General features: G+C 50.9%; 15 protein-coding genes. 5 read left to right on the top strand and 10 right to left on the bottom strand.

The annotated features are described in order from the left end of the window. Positions 1–5 precede the first annotated feature (5 nt). From ftsI to mgrB, 5 genes are all read right to left on the bottom strand, one after another. Entirely contained in the window at positions 6–1,751 is a 1,746-nt protein-coding gene (ftsI, locus tag FDW92_RS08930; RefSeq protein ID WP_042307849.1) for a peptidoglycan glycosyltransferase FtsI, read from the bottom strand. A 219-nt stretch (positions 1,752–1,970) separates the two neighbouring features. Then, entirely contained in the window at positions 1,971–2,180 is a 210-nt protein-coding gene (gene cspE, locus FDW92_RS08925; protein ID WP_001062678.1) for a transcription antiterminator/RNA stability regulator CspE, read from the bottom strand. Positions 2,181–2,192: 12 nt separating this feature from the next. Then, on the bottom strand, positions 2,193–2,336 hold the full coding sequence (locus tag FDW92_RS08920) for a DUF2627 domain-containing protein (protein ID WP_006684179.1): 144 nt from the start codon (positions 2,334–2,336) through the stop codon (positions 2,193–2,195). A gap of 637 nt (positions 2,337–2,973) precedes the next feature. Beyond that, positions 2,974–3,258, bottom strand: a complete 285-nt coding sequence (locus FDW92_RS08915; protein ID WP_061381164.1) for a YebO family protein — start codon at positions 3,256–3,258, stop codon at positions 2,974–2,976. Positions 3,259–3,332: 74 nt separating this feature from the next. Next, complete coding sequence (mgrB, locus tag FDW92_RS08910; RefSeq protein ID WP_003034977.1) at positions 3,333–3,476, bottom strand: PhoP/PhoQ regulator MgrB; 144 nt, start codon at positions 3,474–3,476, stop codon at positions 3,333–3,335. A gap of 164 nt (positions 3,477–3,640) precedes the next feature. On the opposite strand from mgrB, the gene FDW92_RS08905 reads away from it, so the two are divergent. Beyond that, positions 3,641–3,880 carry a YobH family protein gene (locus FDW92_RS08905; RefSeq protein ID WP_042307844.1) on the top strand — a complete coding sequence of 80 codons (240 nt, stop codon included), beginning with the start codon at positions 3,641–3,643 and terminating at the stop codon, positions 3,878–3,880. Positions 3,881–3,994: 114 nt separating this feature from the next. Here FDW92_RS08905 and kdgR read toward each other — a convergent pair whose 3' ends face one another. Beyond that, positions 3,995–4,786: a DNA-binding transcriptional regulator KdgR gene (gene kdgR, locus FDW92_RS08900; RefSeq protein ID WP_042307843.1), complete on the bottom strand. Its 792-nt coding sequence runs from the start codon at positions 4,784–4,786 to the stop codon at positions 3,995–3,997. Positions 4,787–4,960: 174 nt separating this feature from the next. Between kdgR and FDW92_RS08895 the strand changes: the two genes are divergently transcribed. Then, positions 4,961–6,334, top strand: coding sequence for an MFS transporter (locus tag FDW92_RS08895; RefSeq protein WP_042307841.1), 1,374 nt, complete (start codon positions 4,961–4,963; stop codon positions 6,332–6,334). A gap of 43 nt (positions 6,335–6,377) precedes the next feature. Here FDW92_RS08895 and htpX read toward each other — a convergent pair whose 3' ends face one another. The 4 genes from htpX to FDW92_RS08875 form a co-directional block, all read right to left on the bottom strand. Next, positions 6,378–7,259, bottom strand: coding sequence for a protease HtpX (htpX, locus tag FDW92_RS08890; RefSeq protein ID WP_003034964.1), 882 nt, complete (start codon positions 7,257–7,259; stop codon positions 6,378–6,380). Between the two features lie 192 nt (positions 7,260–7,451). Beyond that, positions 7,452–9,500, bottom strand: coding sequence for a carboxy terminal-processing peptidase (prc, locus tag FDW92_RS08885; RefSeq protein WP_042307840.1), 2,049 nt, complete (start codon positions 9,498–9,500; stop codon positions 7,452–7,454). A gap of 19 nt (positions 9,501–9,519) precedes the next feature. Then, positions 9,520–10,206, bottom strand: a complete 687-nt coding sequence (proQ, locus tag FDW92_RS08880; RefSeq protein WP_137400606.1) for an RNA chaperone ProQ — start codon at positions 10,204–10,206, stop codon at positions 9,520–9,522. A gap of 96 nt (positions 10,207–10,302) precedes the next feature. After that, on the bottom strand, positions 10,303–10,800 hold the full coding sequence (locus FDW92_RS08875) for a GAF domain-containing protein (RefSeq protein ID WP_042307838.1): 498 nt from the start codon (positions 10,798–10,800) through the stop codon (positions 10,303–10,305). Between the two features lie 128 nt (positions 10,801–10,928). On the opposite strand from FDW92_RS08875, the gene yebS reads away from it, so the two are divergent. The 3 genes from yebS (at position 10,929) to rsmF (ending at position 16,315) form a co-directional block, all read left to right on the top strand. Next, complete coding sequence (yebS, locus tag FDW92_RS08870) at positions 10,929–12,212, top strand: membrane integrity lipid transport subunit YebS (RefSeq protein ID WP_042307837.1); 1,284 nt, start codon at positions 10,929–10,931, stop codon at positions 12,210–12,212. Beyond that, entirely contained in the window at positions 12,181–14,814 is a 2,634-nt protein-coding gene (locus FDW92_RS08865) for a PqiB family protein (protein ID WP_042307836.1), read from the top strand. The genes yebS and FDW92_RS08865 overlap by 32 nt, the downstream gene beginning before the upstream one ends. A gap of 79 nt (positions 14,815–14,893) precedes the next feature. Then, a complete protein-coding gene (gene rsmF / locus FDW92_RS08860; protein WP_137400605.1) occupies positions 14,894–16,315 on the top strand; it encodes a 16S rRNA (cytosine(1407)-C(5))-methyltransferase RsmF in 1,422 nt (473 codons plus the stop codon). The last annotated feature ends 18 nt before the right edge of the window (positions 16,316–16,333 follow it).

The following is a 16,333-nucleotide window of genomic DNA, read 5'->3' as shown; positions in this document are numbered from 1 at the left end:
ATAACTTACAGCGCTGGCGAGGATCCACTGTCGCCATGCATCACCAGCAGATGATCGGAGTCGGCAGGCATGCCGTCTGGCTTAACATTTTCCAGGCGCAGGACATCTCCCATAATCTGGCTGAATACCGGCGCGGAGACAGCCCCCCCGTAGTAAGCACCGTTTTGTGGATTATTAATAACCACGACTAACGCGAATTTCGGGTCACTCGCTGGCGCAACGCCTGCCGTATAGGCCACGTATTTATCAACATATTTACCATCATCACCGATTTTTTTCGCCGTCCCGGTCTTTACCGCAACCCGATAATCCCTGACCGCCGCCTTAGTTCCCCCACCGCCGGGTAACGCAACGCTTTCCATCATATGTTCAACCTGATGAACCAGTGCCTCCGGCATCACCCGCGTTCCTATTACCGGCGGATCAATACGCGTTATAGAAAGAGGCCGATAGATGCCAAAGCTACCGATGGTGGCGTAGACATGCGCCAACTGGAGCGGCGTCACCATGAGTCCATAACCGAATGCGAAGGTCGCGCGATCCAAATCGCTCCAGTAGCGGCGTTGGGGCATTAAACCACTGCTTTCACCAGTTAATCCCAACCCGGTTGGATCGCCAAAACCAAAACGCTTATAGGTATCCAGCAATTTCTGCACAGGCATAGCTAACGACAGGTGTGATACACCCGTATCGCTTGATTTCTGCAAAATGCCGGTAAGCGACAGCTCAGGGTAAAATCCGACGTCACGAATACGATGTCCGTCGACATTAAAAGGATGGGTATCAATTACACTGTCCGGTTGCACAATCCCCTGCTGGAGCGCGGTCATAATCACCAGCGGCTTAACGGTCGAGCCGGGTTCAAAGGTGTCGCTAATGGCACGGTTACGAAAATCATCCAGTACCGCGCCGTCACGATTGTTGGGGTTAAAATCTGGGAAGCTTGCCATGGAGAGAATTTCACCAGTAGCGATATTGACCAGTACAGCTGCCCCTGACTCCGCTTTATTCCACGTCACGGCATTATCCAGCGCGTCTTCGGTAACCGTCTGCAAACGCTCATCAATACTGAGTTGTAATTCGTGTGCAGGCACCGGCATCACTTCGGTGATATTTTCGATGACATGACCAAATTTGTCTTTACGGACCAGACGGGAGCCGGGTTTGCCCATCAACTGGCTATTGAAGCTTTTCTCCAGACCTTCAATACCCTGACCATCAATGTTGGTGAAACCAATGAGATTAGCCGCAACATGTCCGGCGGGATAAAAGCGACGGGATTCTTCACGCAGATTGATCCCCGGAAGATTAAGGTTATCGACCCACTCAGCCTGCTGAGGTGAGATCTGGCGCGCCAGATAAATAAAGCGTCCCGCAGGATTACTGTTAACGCGCTCAGCCAGAGAACTGAGCGAAATGTTCAGAGTCTTTGCTAACGCCTGCCAACGTTCGTTGTAGCCCACGCCACCCTTGCTAATAATGGTTTTAGGATCTGCCCAGACGGCATTCACCGGGACACTTACTGCCAGCGGTCGCCCTTCTCTGTCGGTAATCATTCCGCGTGGCGAGGCTATAGTTACCTCGCGTAACGAACGCATGTCTTCCTGTTTTACCAGAGTTGTCGGCGTGACAATTTGTAGCCACGCCACCCGACCCAGCAGCAATCCCAGACTTAATAATATCGCCACACAAAGCACGGCAAAACGTACGGGAGTAAAATTGCGCGCATCTATGTCGTTTTTCTTTTTCACCAGGACTCCCGCATGATAGTTTTTCAGGTGTCTGATTTAACGAGAAATGCTGCGAGAATGCGGGGAAAACTATGCTACGAACATCACGCCTTTGCAACAAAGCGCTAATGGATGGGCTTTCAGAAATATTTTGACGTAATTTGAATTAAAAAGCCCCGCATAAGCGAGGCTTTATATCTGAGATGGTTGCGCATGAGCGCATCAAATCAGTGGTGTCGATCAGATAGCTGTTACGTTAACAGCAGCCGGACCTTTCTGGCCGTCCTGAATTTCGAACTCAACGTTCTGGCCTTCAGCCAGAGTTTTGAAGCCGTTACCCTGGATAGCGGAGAAGTGTACGAACACGTCTTTGCTGCCATCAGCCGGAGTAATGAAGCCAAAACCTTTAGACTCGTTGAACCACTTAACTTGACCTTTAATCTTTGCCATTTGCAAAATTCCTTAGAGTATTTTCTTCGCCCGCGGGCATAACATAGATAAAACTGAGACATTACTGCTTGAGGCACTAATATAAGGTTCGGCAGAGAAGCGGTATTCAACGTCAACGTGTTTACTCAGGACTTCTTTACTGAAAATGCCACACATAAACAGAACTGTACCTCGTTTAACCCAAAACGTGTTATCACATACAACGTAAATAATGGCAAGCCATTTTTAAACGTGTCTCGATCGGTCGCACAAATCCTGTCTTTCATCAAACAACGACTGCACAGTTATGCGCCAGACCGAGCAGAGTTATATTGTCACCTCTCTCCCCTTGCCCCGACAGGCTTGCACCGTCACAGGGACATTTCTACCATAGCTCAATAGCTTCGGTTGTTCCAGGTTATCTGTCACAGGGTCTGGCGGATATCATTTTTTATGCTTAGTAATGCATAAAATGTCACAAGCGTAAAAATGAGATCCGCCTTCTGTTTTTGCACCAAAATAATGAAAGAATGATGACAATGCACAAAAAAAGTAAGAGAAACGTTTCGCTGTTAATAAGACGATCGTTATCACAAAAATGACATAATCATATTTTTAACGTATGGGAAAATATATTTATAACAGACCGGACATAAGATATTAATTGGTTAGAGTATCTGAAAATACTCAGATTACAGGCGACTCCGGAACGCTAATTAGGCGGGCAGAGCAGAAGAAAATGATCTGACATGTTGACGACAGGATGAAGTATCTGCGCACAGCATCAGCAGACCTTCATCCTGACATACTGTTTTTAGCGCTCAGCTACCAGGCGGATGATATCATCATCGTCATCCTTCGCGGTGACCGCTGCAGGTTCTGCCGCTTTTTCTGGTTCGTTAGCTTCACAAAGGCGACGGAGTAATGCGTTCTGTCTTTTTTGCTGGTCTAACAATGCTTCAAGCAGTTCTATCTGCTCGTTAGTACGCGAACTTGCCCGATTAATGAAAAACCACAACACAAGCCCAACAACCAAAACCACCACCGATACCGCTAAAGACGCAAAACTCAACGCGCCAGAATTCAAAACTTCGTTCATTTCACCACCTCAATGTAGACAGCGTAGTTTACCACTGCCGCACAAGAAGGTAATCAACTGTTGTAAAAATGCGCTTACCAGGGAATAAATTTATTGATGGCACAAATACCGCTGAAAAATTGTACGTCCTGATCGCACATGATGTTAAACACCTGCGCCCACATCAATATGCATACCAGCACGACAACAATCAGTACCACCCAGCGTATTTTTTTCACTCCAGCTCCACTCTTCGAGTCTACATCTTATGTCTATAAATTATCATGCGTTACCTAAACCCAGCGTTAACTGTAACGGCATTCCATCTTTTTAGGAATGATTGACTTGTTTCAGCCCATGTACAGGCTAATCTACTAATAACGAGAAAAGATAAGAGGTTGTAATGCGTCTGATAATCCGCGCTATTGTGTTGTTAGCTCTGGTTTGGATCGGTTTATTACTGAGCGGCTATGGAGTTTTGATTGGGAGTAAAGAGAATGCGGCCGGTCTGGGTCTGCAATGCCAATATCTGACCGCTCGCGGGACCAGCACCGCACAATATGTCCACTCAAACAGCGGCCTTATTGGCCTTTCAGATTGCCCTGTATTGCGGAAAAGTACTGTCGTTATCGATAACGGTTAAGATAGAAGCAATACATTCTCAATGCTATTTGCGCAAAACAGCGTTAATTTTATTCATTAAAAAACCCCAGGTACGCAATACCTGGGGTTTTACACTTAGCGCTATTGCTGCGGATTAGAACGGATAGTCGTTATAGCCCATTTGTTCAGAAATCTTACGCGCTGCCGTATGCAGCATCGCCACATATTCGTGTAAACGCTCTTCGGAAAAGCGCAGCGTCGGGAATGAGATACTCAAGCCCGCGATCACCACGCCAAAACGGTCAAACACCGGAACACCGATGCAGCGCAGGCCTTCTTCCTGCTCTTCGTTATCTTCGCCGTACCCCTGTTCACGCACTTTATCTAACAGTACCAGCAATTCATCAGTATTCGTGATAGTACGGTCGGTGCTGCGTTTATACTCGATGCCGTCAAGAATTTCCTTCACTTCTTCGCGGTCACGCCATGCCAGAAGAACTTTACCAATAGCCGTGCTGTACAATGGGTTACGACGACCGACGCGGGAATACATACGCAGATTGTACATGGAGTCGATTTTATGAATGTAGACGATACTGTCTTCATCCAGCGCACCAAGGTGTACGGTCTCTTTGGTCAAACGTGAAAGTTCACGCATCTGGATGTCAGCACTACGGATCAGATCAACGTTTTGTAACGCGCGCGCACCCAGCTCGAATAATTTCAGGGTCAGAGAGTATTTCTCTGACTCTCCTTCTTGTGCCACATAACCCAGCGTTTTCATGGTCTGCAAAAAGCGATAAACGGTGCTTTTTGACATCATGACGCGTTGCGACAGCTCGGTAATACCAATTTCGCGCTCTTCACCCAGCGCCTGCAGGATGCCAAAAACTTTCAGCACGGAAGATACAGAATCAGGTTGTTTATCCAGATCTGCGATTGCCATTTATCACCTCATTACGAGTGTTTTATAAAAATCAGAACCGGTTTTTATTATAATTTCACGAACCTGCCCTCGCAATCGCTCTTTGCTTACTTAGTTACAAATCTGCGACCTAACGCCTGTATATCAATGCTAAGATTATTATTCTCATCATCATTCCCGATAAAATGACCCCTTATGGAAAAAATTCAGGCTGATGGCCTGCCATTGCCCCAGCGATATGGTGCAATTTTAACCATTGTTATTGGCATCTCTATGGCAGTACTCGACGGCGCAATAGCTAACGTGGCGCTTCCGACGATTGCTACCGACCTTCAGGCTTCACCCGCCAGCTCAATCTGGATCGTTAACGCCTATCAAATCGCCATTGTCGTTTCACTGCTGTCACTCTCCTTTTTGGGTGATATGTTTGGCTATCGACGCATTTATAAGTGTGGTCTCGTCGTATTCCTGCTTGCCTCGCTGTTCTGTGCTTTATCAGACTCGCTACAAATGCTAACTCTGGCTCGTGTGGCTCAGGGGTTTGGCGGTGCGGCGCTGATGAGTGTGAATACAGCTTTAATTAGACTTATTTATCCCCAGCGTCAGCTTGGCCGGGGGATGGGAATCAACTCCTTCATCGTGGCGGTCTCCTCAGCGGCAGGACCCACCATTGCCGCGGCGATCCTCTCTATCTCGTCCTGGAAATGGCTGTTTCTGATTAACGTCCCGCTGGGGATTATTGCCCTGCTGTTGGCCATGCGCTTCCTGCCACCTAATTCGTCCCGCAGCAATAAACCACGCTTTGACCTGCCCAGTGCGGTAATGAATGCCTTAACGTTTGGCTTGTTAATTACTGCCCTCAGTGGGTTCGCGCAAGGACAGTCGCTAAAACTGATTGGTGCCGAGCTTGTGGCGCTTATCGTGGTCGGTTTTTTCTTTATCCGCCGCCAGCTGGCGTTGCCGGTACCGTTATTACCGATTGACCTGCTGCGCATTCCGCTGTTTTCACTCTCGATTTGCACGTCAATCTGTTCATTCAGCGCACAAATGCTGGCGATGGTTTCTCTGCCCTTCTTTCTACAAACCGTGCTCGGTCGTAGCGAAGTCGAAACAGGACTGCTACTGACCCCATGGCCGCTGGCAACCATGGTGATGGCGCCGCTAGCCGGATATCTTATCGAACGCGTCCACGCAGGATTGTTGGGTGCATTGGGTATGGGCGTGATGGCAAGCGGATTATTTGCACTGGTGCTACTGCCCTCTGCGCCCTCCGATTTTAATATTATCTGGCCGATGATATTGTGCGGCGCGGGTTTTGGTCTATTCCAGTCACCGAATAACCACACCATCATCACCTCTGCACCACGTGAACGCAGCGGCGGAGCAAGCGGGATGCTGGGGACCGCGCGCTTGTTAGGACAAAGTACCGGCGCGGCGCTGGTGGCGTTAATGCTCAATCAGTTTGGTGACAGCGGAACACATATGTCGCTGATAACCGCGGGTGTACTGGCAACGGCTGCCGCCATAGTGAGCGGCTTACGTATCACGCAGCCGCGCGTTCAGGCATAAAAAAAGCGCGTCTGGCGACGCGCTTCTTCTGGACTTCCGCAGGTTACTTCAGGTATTCCCCACTGCGCAGCGCTTCAATACGCTTATCCAACGGCGGGTGAGTCATAAACAGCTCACTCAATGATTTGGATTTACCGTTGATGCAGAACGCCATCATGCTGGTCGCTTCCTGCGGCTCATAGCTGGTTTTCAGACGCTGCAGCGCGGCGATCATCTTCTCACGGCCGACCAGTTTGGCAGAACCGGCATCCGCATGGAATTCACGGTGGCGTGAGAACCACATGGTAATAATGCTGGCCAGAATACCAAACACCAGTTCCAGCACCGTCGCCACCGCAAAGTAAATTAATGGGTTACCGTTGCTGCCCTCGCCCTCATCGCGGTTACCGCCCATAAATCCGGCGGCAATTTGCGCCAGAATACGGGAGATAAAGATAACGAAGGTGTTCACCACCCCCTGAATGAGGGTCATGGTCACCATATCGCCATTGGCAATGTGGCTGATCTCGTGCGCGATAACCGCTTCGGCTTCGTCCGGACTCATATTTTGCAACAGGCCAGTACTCACAGCCACCAGCGAAGCATCCCGGCGCGCACCGGTAGCAAACGCGTTAATATCTGGCGCATGGTAGATTGCAACCTGCGGCATAGCGATACCGGCCTGGCGGGCCTGATTCGCTACCGTATTCATCAGCCAGCGTTCTCTTTCATTACGGGGCTGTTCGATCACTTCTCCACCAACGGACTTTAACGCCATCCATTTGGACATCAGCAGCGAAATGAAGGAACCACCAAAACCAAACAGCAGTGCCATGATCAACAAGCCTTGAACGCTGCTTGACTGAATCCCTGTCAGGCTCAATACCAGCCCGAAAACGACCATCACAGCCAGGTTCGTCAGCAGGAAGAGCGCGATTCGCATCATAATTTTCTTTTAACCTCAATTTAACAAAACGCACTATGCGATTACCCATATCGTATGGGTCTTATGGCTATTTTCAAGCATCCATGGGTGCTAAGTCACCAGAAAGACACAACTTTACATTTTATCGTATCAGACTGACGTCTTCATGCGCTTGTTAAAAAAACAGGCACAATTTCTTGTGCCTGTTTGAGGTTATTGACTGTTCGCGGGTTGTTCCGCTGGCTTCTCTTTTTCAAGATGCGCCAGGTCGAGCGCGATTTTTACCGTTTCATCCAGATACGGATCCGGCTCCTGGTAATCTTTGGGCAGATCGTCCAGTTTCTTCAGCAACGGTTTGCCTTCTCGCTTAAACCGATCGTTGATGCGCGCCAGACGCAGTGCATCATCTTCGTTATTCTCTTTCTCACGCTGAGCGTAATTCAGAGAAGCGATGCTGCGCTTATCCTTCATCGCATTGAATCGCGCAATGTCCTTCATGATGTACTGGAACTCAGGATCGTTCGCAATACGTGCATTGTGCTCTTTTAGCAATTCAGGTCCAAACGGCGTCAGGTTATCTGATTTAGTGTAGGTCGCAGCATCAATGCTATCCCACGGCAACGCGTTATCTTCAAACTTCTCACCGGTTTCAGTTTCTTCATTACCTGTCGGCATGATGATATCCGGCGTAACGCCCTTACGCTGCGTACTGCCACCATTTACACGGTAGAATTTCTGGATCGTGTACTGAACGGAACCCAATGCTGGCCATTCCGGACGCAGCATCTGATCGTAAATACGGTTCAGAGAACGATACTGCTGTACGGTGCCCTTCCCAAAGGTCGGTTCACCGACGATCAGCGCACGGCCATAATCCTGCATTGCCGCGGCAAAAATTTCCGATGCCGAGGCACTGAAGCGATCAACTAGCACCACCAGCGGACCTTTGTAATACACAACGCCGTCTGTATCGCTGTCTTCACGCACTTTGCCGTTATTGTCACGAACCTGAACCACCGGACCGGAAGGAATGAACAGACCGGAAAGCGAGACCGCTTCGGTCAGTGCGCCACCACCGTTGGTACGCAGATCGATAATCACGCTGCTGACATTCTGTTTTTCCAGTTTCTGCAGCTGAACTTTGACGTCATCCGTCAGGCCAACATAGAAGCCAGGAATATCCAGTACGCCGACCTTCTCTTTGCCAACGGTTTTCACGGACATTTTAACGGCGCGGTCTTCGAGACGAATGCGTTCACGCGTTAGCGTGACAATGCGCGTCTTGGTACCTTTACCAGCAGGCAGGATTTCGAGGCGAACTTTGCTGCCTTTAGGTCCTTTGATCAGCGCTACAACGTCATCCAGACGCCAGCCAATCACATCGACCATGCCTTTCCCGGTCTGGCCCACGCCGACAATACGGTCACCAACGCTTATCGCTTTGCTCTTGGCTGCCGGGCCGCCCGCCACCATGGAGTTAATGACGGTGTAGTCATCATCCATTTGCAGAACTGCGCCAATACCTTCCAGAGACAAGCTCATTTCAGTATTAAACTGTTCAGTGTTGCGCGGAGAAAGATAGTTAGTATGCGGGTCTATTTCACGAGCAAAAGCCGTCATCGCCAGTGAGAACACATCTTCACTGTTGGTCTGCGCCAGACGGCGAATGGCAAATTTATAGCGACGCGTCAGCGTTTCGCGAATTTCCGCATCGGTTTTACCGGTCAGCTTCAGGCTGAGTTCGTCAAATTTAACTTTGCCGTCCCACAGCGCATTAAGCTCTGCTTCGCTCTTCGGCCACGGAGCTTTGCTCCGGTCGAGGTTAAAGGTATCGGTCCCGGTAAAATCCATTGGACGTGCCAGCACGCTTAACGCGTACTGATAACGTTCAAATCGGCGTTTTTGCGCAAGATTATAAAGATCGTAAAAGACATCCAGCTTGCCCGTGCGCAGTTCATCGCCGAGGACAGTTTTCTTTTTTGCATACTGTTCGATATCGCTCGCCAACAGCACGTTATGGCTGTAGTCGAGCAGATTCAGATAGCGGTCAAAAATTTTTGCCGAAAACGCCTGATCCAGATCGAACTGGCGATAGTGTGAACGTGTAAAACGTGATGTTACACGTTCACTCACCGTCGCATGCTGGGTTTCTTCCTTTAAAACGGGGATTTGATCGGCACGCGTGATGTCTTCTACAGCAAGTGCCTGGCCTGCTAATGCAAGCAGACCAGCTAACGCAGTAAGCCTAAAAAAAGTGTTCATGCCAGGCCTGGCCTCCGTTTCAGAACACCAGGTGTTCTGCGCGTACAATCAAAGACATACCCGAATTCAGCTGTACACGGACGCCATCTTTGGTGATTTCTAATACGGTGGCATCCATCGCATTATTACCTGCTTTCACCTTCAAGGACTGCCCTACCGTCAGCACTGAAATATCAGATACCGAGGTATGCTGTTCTTCACGAGGAGCACGCGGTGCTTTGGCTGCTGGTTTTTCAGCGCGAGGTTTACGTTCAGCCTCTTCTTTACGACGCGGAGCAGGACGCGGCTTACGCTCGCGACGCGGTGCGTCTTCTTTTTCGCCGGCAGCAGCGGCCGCTTCGCGTTTTTTCGCCTGTTGCTCTGCACGTTGCGCCTGAACGCGAGCTTTAGCTTCTTCCAGCTGTTTGCGAGCATGTTCAACATGTTGCTCATCCAACTCACCACATGGGTTGCCGTCGAGATCAACACGCGTTGCGCCCAATTTTACGCCATACAGATAGCGCCAGCTGGAAGTATAGAGACGTAAGGCAGAACGGAGCTGTGTCTTGCTGAGGTTCATTTCACCCTCAACACGCTCTACCAAATCCTGAAAAATGCCAATTTTCAGTGGGCGCGCTTCGCCTTCAGCACTAAAACACTGCGGGAAGCGTTCGGCCAGAAACGCGATGACTTCTTTACTGCTATTCAACTTAGGTTGATTTTCCATGAAATTTCCTGATTACAACGGACGTAGCCAACAAGCGCAGGCATGAACAGGCGACATTATAATGACGTCATCAGTAATTGCTACGTTATCCGTTGATTATCCTGCGACGCTCGCAAAGAATTTTTTGTAATCCGTCGTTGCAAGCACGGTTTCAAGCTGTGCCACAAGCGTACGCAGCCCCTGTTCGTCCTCTTCAGTGAAGCGACCAAACGCGGTGCTATCGATATCCAGCACGCCGATTATCTGATTTTCAACGGTGATAGGCAGAACGATTTCCGCATTGCTGGCGGCATCGCATGCGATGTGCCCGTCAAACGCGTGCACATCTTCGATGCGCTGCACCTGATTGCGCGCCACCGCGGTACCACATACGCCACGTCCTACCGGGATTCGCACACAGGCAATTTTGCCCTGGAAAGGACCAAGTACCAGAGTCTCGCCCTCAAGCAGGTAAAAACCGGCCCAGTTTACTTGTGCAAGACGCTCGTACAACAATGCGCTGGTATTTGCCAGCGTTGCCAGAAAACTGGTTTCACCTGCCATTAATGCCTGAAAATCACGGTTCAGATCCGTGTATAGCTCTGATTTGTTCATTATGTAATCACTTAGTTGTCTTACTTAAAACTGCAGCCTACTAAAATAAACATTAAATGCGTTAATGCTCAAGATCATTCCCGTCATGAGTTAAGATAACATTACTTCAACATTTTGATACGCGGTACATGGCCCTTACGACATCACGCATCACGCCCACTAAAAAAATCGCCATCAGATCCATCGGTGAGGCACTCCCGCGTGCACATTATCATCGTTGTCCTGAATGCGACCTGATTTTTAGCTTGCCTAAAATGCGCTCGCACCAAAGTGCATTCTGTCCACGCTGTCAGGCGAAAATCCGTGACGGGCGCGACTGGTCCTTAACGCGCCTGGCAGCAATGGCTGTCACCATGATGCTGCTGATGCCCTTCGCCTGGGGAGAACCGCTCTTACACATCTTTTTGCTCGGTGTACGCATTGACGCCAATGTGATGCAGGGTATCTGGCAAATGACCCGCCAGGGTGACCCTCTCACCGCATCCTTCGTGCTATTTTGCGTTGCGGGCGCGCCGATTATTCTCGTTACCTCAATCGCTTATCTGTGGTTTGGCAATATTCTCGGGATGAACCTACGCCCGGTGCTACTGATGCTGGAAAGGCTCAAAGAGTGGGTGATGCTTGATATCTATCTTGTGGGTATCGGCGTCGCGTCGATTAAAGTTCAGGACTATGCTTATTTGCAGCCTGGGGTGGGACTGTTTGCTTTTATTGCGCTGGTGATCCTCAGTATTTTGACGTTATCGCACCTCAACGTAGAACAGCTTTGGGACCGTTTTTACCCGCAAAGGCCTGCTCGTCGGCCCGATGAAAAGCTTCGCGTTTGCCTTGGTTGCCACTTTACAGGGTATCCGGATGCCCGCGGTCGCTGCCCTCGTTGCCATATACCGTTGCGCTGGCGCAGAAATCAAAGTATTCAAAAATGTTGGGCTGCTCTGCTGGCCTCGATTGTCCTGCTGCTGCCTGCTAACCTCCTGCCTATCTCGATTATTTATGTCAATGGCTCCCGGCAGGAAGACACGATCATGTCTGGCATACTGTCTCTGGCGAACAGTAATATCGGCGTGGCGGCGATCGTGTTTATTGCCAGTATTCTGGTGCCATTCACCAAAGTGATTGTGATGTTTACGTTGCTCATCAGCATTCATTTTAACTGTGAGCAAGGATTGCGTACCCGCATCAAACTGCTGCGCATAGTGACCTGGATTGGTCGCTGGTCAATGCTGGATCTTTTTGTTATCGCTCTAACTATGTCGCTGATTAATCGCGATCAGATACTTGCTTTTACTATGGGACCGGCTGCGTTTTATTTCGGCGCAGCGGTAATATTGACTATTCTTGCAGTGGAATGGCTGGACAGCCGCTTACTTTGGGATGCACATGAGTCAGGAAACGCCCGCTTCGCAGACTGAAGCGCAGATTAAAACAAAACGTCGTATCTCCCCGTTCTGGCTGCTGCCGTTCATCGCATTGATGATTGCAGGATGGCTTATCTGGGGAAGCTATGAAGATCGCGGGAATACCGTAACCATTGACTTTATGTCGGCGGACGGCATTGTACCTGGCCGTACCCCCGTTCGCTATCAGGGCGTCGAAGTGGGCACGGTGCAGGATATCAACCTCAGCAAAGACCTGCGCAAAATTGAAGTCCGCGTCAGCATCAAATCAAATATGAAAGATGCACTGCGCAAAGATACCCAGTTCTGGCTGGTCACGCCGAAAGCGTCACTGGCGGGGGTTTCTGGCCTGGATGCGTTAGTTGGCGGCAACTATATCGGCATGATGCCCGGTACCGGCGAGCCAGAGGATCATTTCGTCGCGCTTGATACACAGCCCAAATACCGCCTGAACAACGGCGATTTGATGCTGCACCTGCGGGCCCCCGACCTCGGATCGCTTAACAGCGGTTCGCTGGTTTATTTCCGCAAAATCCCTGTAGGTCGGGTCTATGACTACACCATTAATCCAAATAATCAGGGCGTAACCATCGACGTGCTGATTGAACGCCGCTTTACCAATCTGGTGAAAAAAGGCAGTCGTTTCTGGAACGTATCAGGGGTCGATGCGGATGTCAGTCTCAGCGGCGCCAAAGTGAAGCTGGAGAGTCTGGCAGCCCTGGTTAATGGCGCCATTGCTTTTGATTCACCGGAAGATTCGCAACCCGCCGTTGCCGACGATACGTTTGGTTTGTATCAGGATCTCGCGCACAGCCAGCGCGGCGTGATCGTTAAGCTCGATTTACCCAGCGGCGACGGACTTAAGGCTGGCTCAACCTCGCTGATGTATCAAGGACTGGAAGTCGGTCAACTGACCAAACTGGATTTAAATCCGGGCGGTAAAGTCACCGGCGAAATGACGGTCGATCCCAGCGTCGTAACGCTATTGCGTGACAACACGCGTATTGAATTACACAGTCCTAAATTATCGTTAAGCGATGCGAATCTCAGTTCGCTGCTGACGGGCAAAACATTCGAACTGATACCTGGCGAGGGCGAACCGCGTAACCAGTTTGCAGTGATTCCTGCAGAGCAATCCTTGTTACACGATCCGGGCGTGATGACGCTGACGCTGACCGCGCCGGAAAGTTACGGTATTGATGCCGGCCAACCGCTGATTCTTCACGGCGTTCAGGTCGGTCAGGTGATTGAGCGCACGCTCTCCAGCAAAGGCGTTTCGTTTACCGTCGCCATCGAACCGCAGCATCGCGCGCTGGTACAAGGCGACAGTAAGTTCGTGGTCAACAGTCGGGTGGATGTCAAAGTTGGGCTTGATGGCGTAGAGTTTCTTGGCGCCAGCGCCAGTGAGTGGATCAGCGGCGGCATTCGTATTTTGCCCGGTACGAAGGGTGAAATGAAAAAAAGCTACCCGCTGTATGCCAACCTGGAAAAGGCGATTGAGAACAGCCTGAGCGATCTGCCAACCACCACGGTCAGCCTGAGTGCCGAAACGTTGCCCGATGTGCAGGCCGGTTCAGTGGTCCTCTATCGTAAATTCGAAGTCGGTGAAGTGATTAGCGTTCGTCCACGCGCCGATGCGTTTGATATCGATCTGCATATCAAACCGGAATATCGCAACCTGCTGACCAGCAACAGCGTGTTCTGGGCCGAGGGCGGCGCCAAGGTCCAGCTCAACGGCAGCGGTTTAACCGTTCAGGCTTCTCCCCTGTCGCGAGCGCTTAAAGGCGCAATTAGCTTCGATAACCTGAGCGGCGCCAGCGCCAGCCAACGCAAAGGCGACAAGCGGATTCTGTATGCGTCAGAAACCGCTGCGCGTGCAGTGGGCGGCCAGATAACCCTGCACGCCTTCGATGCCGGTAAACTGGCGGCCGGTATGCCGATTCGCTACCTGGGAATCGATATTGGCCAGATCCAGACGCTAGAGCTGATCACTTCCCGTAATGAAGTTCAGGCCAAAGCGGTGCTGTATCCGGAGTACGTACAGACCTTTGCGCGTAGCGGCACACGCTTCTCCGTGATTACCCCGCAAATCTCAGCCGCGGGCGTGGAGCATTTAGATACCATTTTACAACCGTATATCAACGTTGAACCTGGCCGCGGTAACCCGCGCCGCGATTTTGAGCTGCAGGAAGCCACTATCACCGACTCTCGTTACCTCGATGGTCTGAGTATTGTGGTGGAAGCACCGGAAGCGGGTTCATTAAACATCGGTACGCCAGTTCTGTTCAGAGGTATTGAAGTCGGGACCGTCACCGGGTTGACGCTCGGCTCCCTTTCCGATCGCGTGATGATCGCTATGCGCATCAGCCAGCGCTATCAGCATCTGGTGCGTAACAACTCTGTATTCTGGCTGGCATCCGGCTACAGTCTCGACTTCGGCCTGACCGGCGGCGTCGTGAAGACCGGTACCTTTAATCAGTTCATTCGCGGTGGGATCGCCTTTGCAACCCCGCCGGGTACGCCACTGGCCCCGAAAGCACAGGCTGGTAAACACTTCCTGTTGCAGGAAAGCGAACCGAAAGAGTGGCGTGAATGGGGAACCGCCCTGCCACGATAACCTCTCCCTTTGCTCCGGCGTACTCGCGCCGGAGCACTTATGCTACACTGCGCACCTGTTTTTTTGCCGGTGGTACCAAGTGGCTTATTTTCCCGACGCCTTTCTGACACAAATGCGTGAAGCAATGCCTTCCACGCTCTCATTCGATGATTTTCTCGCTGCCTGCCAGCGTCCGCTGCGCCGTAGCATCCGCGTCAATACGCTGAAAATCTCTGTTGCCGATTTCCTCACTCTGACAGCGCCATATAACTGGTCGCTCACCCCTGTTCCATGGTGTGCTGAAGGCTTCTGGATTGAACGCGATGATGAAACGTCACTGCCGCTCGGCAGCACCGCAGAACATTTAAGCGGCCTGTTTTATATTCAGGAAGCCAGCTCAATGCTGCCTGTCGCCGCGCTGTTTGCCGATGGCAATACCCCGGAACACGTAATGGATGTCGCGGCAGCTCCCGGCTCCAAAACCACGCAAATTGCCGCCAAAATGAATAATCAGGGCGTGATTCTGGCAAATGAGTTTTCCGCCAGTCGCGTCAAAGTCCTGCATGCCAATATCAGCCGCTGCGGTATCAACAATGTCGCCCTGACCCATTTTGACGGGCGGGTATTCGGCGCGGCATTACCAGAAACATTCGATGCCATATTGCTGGATGCTCCATGTTCCGGCGAAGGTGTGGTACGTAAAGATCCCGATGCGCTGAAAAACTGGTCCATAGAAAGTAATCTGGAAATTGCCGCAACCCAGCGTGAGCTCCTCGACAGCGCATTTCACGCTCTGCGTCCCGGCGGCACATTGGTTTATTCAACCTGTACGCTAAACCGTGACGAAAACGAAGCCATTATGCAGTGGTTGATTGAAACCTACCCGGATGCCGTTGAATTTTTACCGCTGGGCGATTTATTCCCGGAGGCTGAACGCGCCCTGACGCCGGAAGGATTCCTGCATGTGTTCCCGCAGATCTACGATTGTGAAGGTTTCTTCGTCGCGCGTTTGCGCAAAACGGCCGCCATTCCTGCGCTACCCTCACCGAAATATAAAGTGGGTAACTTCCCGTTCAGCCCGCTGAAAGGACGTGAATCCGCGCTTGTTGCCCAGGCCGCTAACGCCTGCGGATTACAATGGGCAGATAATTTGCGCCTGTGGCAGCGCGATAAAGAGATCTGGTTATTTCCGACAGAGATTGAACCCCTGATTGGCAAAGTTCGCTTCTCACGACTCGGGGTTAAACTGGCTGAGACCCATAACAAAGGGTATCGTTGGCAGCATGAAGCCATCATCGCCCTCGCCGATCCAAGCCACAGCCATGCGTTCGAACTGAGCCTCGCCGAAGCGGAAGAGTGGTATCGCGGTAGAGATGTTTACCCGCAAACTTCACCCGCAACTGACGATGTGTTGGTTACGTTCCAGCATCAGCCGATTGGTCTGGCAAAAAGTATTGGATCGCGATTGAAGAATAGCTATCCACGCGATCTTGTCCGGGATGGCAAACTCTTTACAGGATAACGCACGTTTTGACTGGCG

Source organism: Citrobacter sp. wls706, from assembly GCF_005281305.1.
Taxonomy (GTDB): domain Bacteria; phylum Pseudomonadota; class Gammaproteobacteria; order Enterobacterales; family Enterobacteriaceae; genus Citrobacter; species Citrobacter werkmanii.
This window is presented reverse-complemented; position numbering and strand designations above follow the sequence as displayed.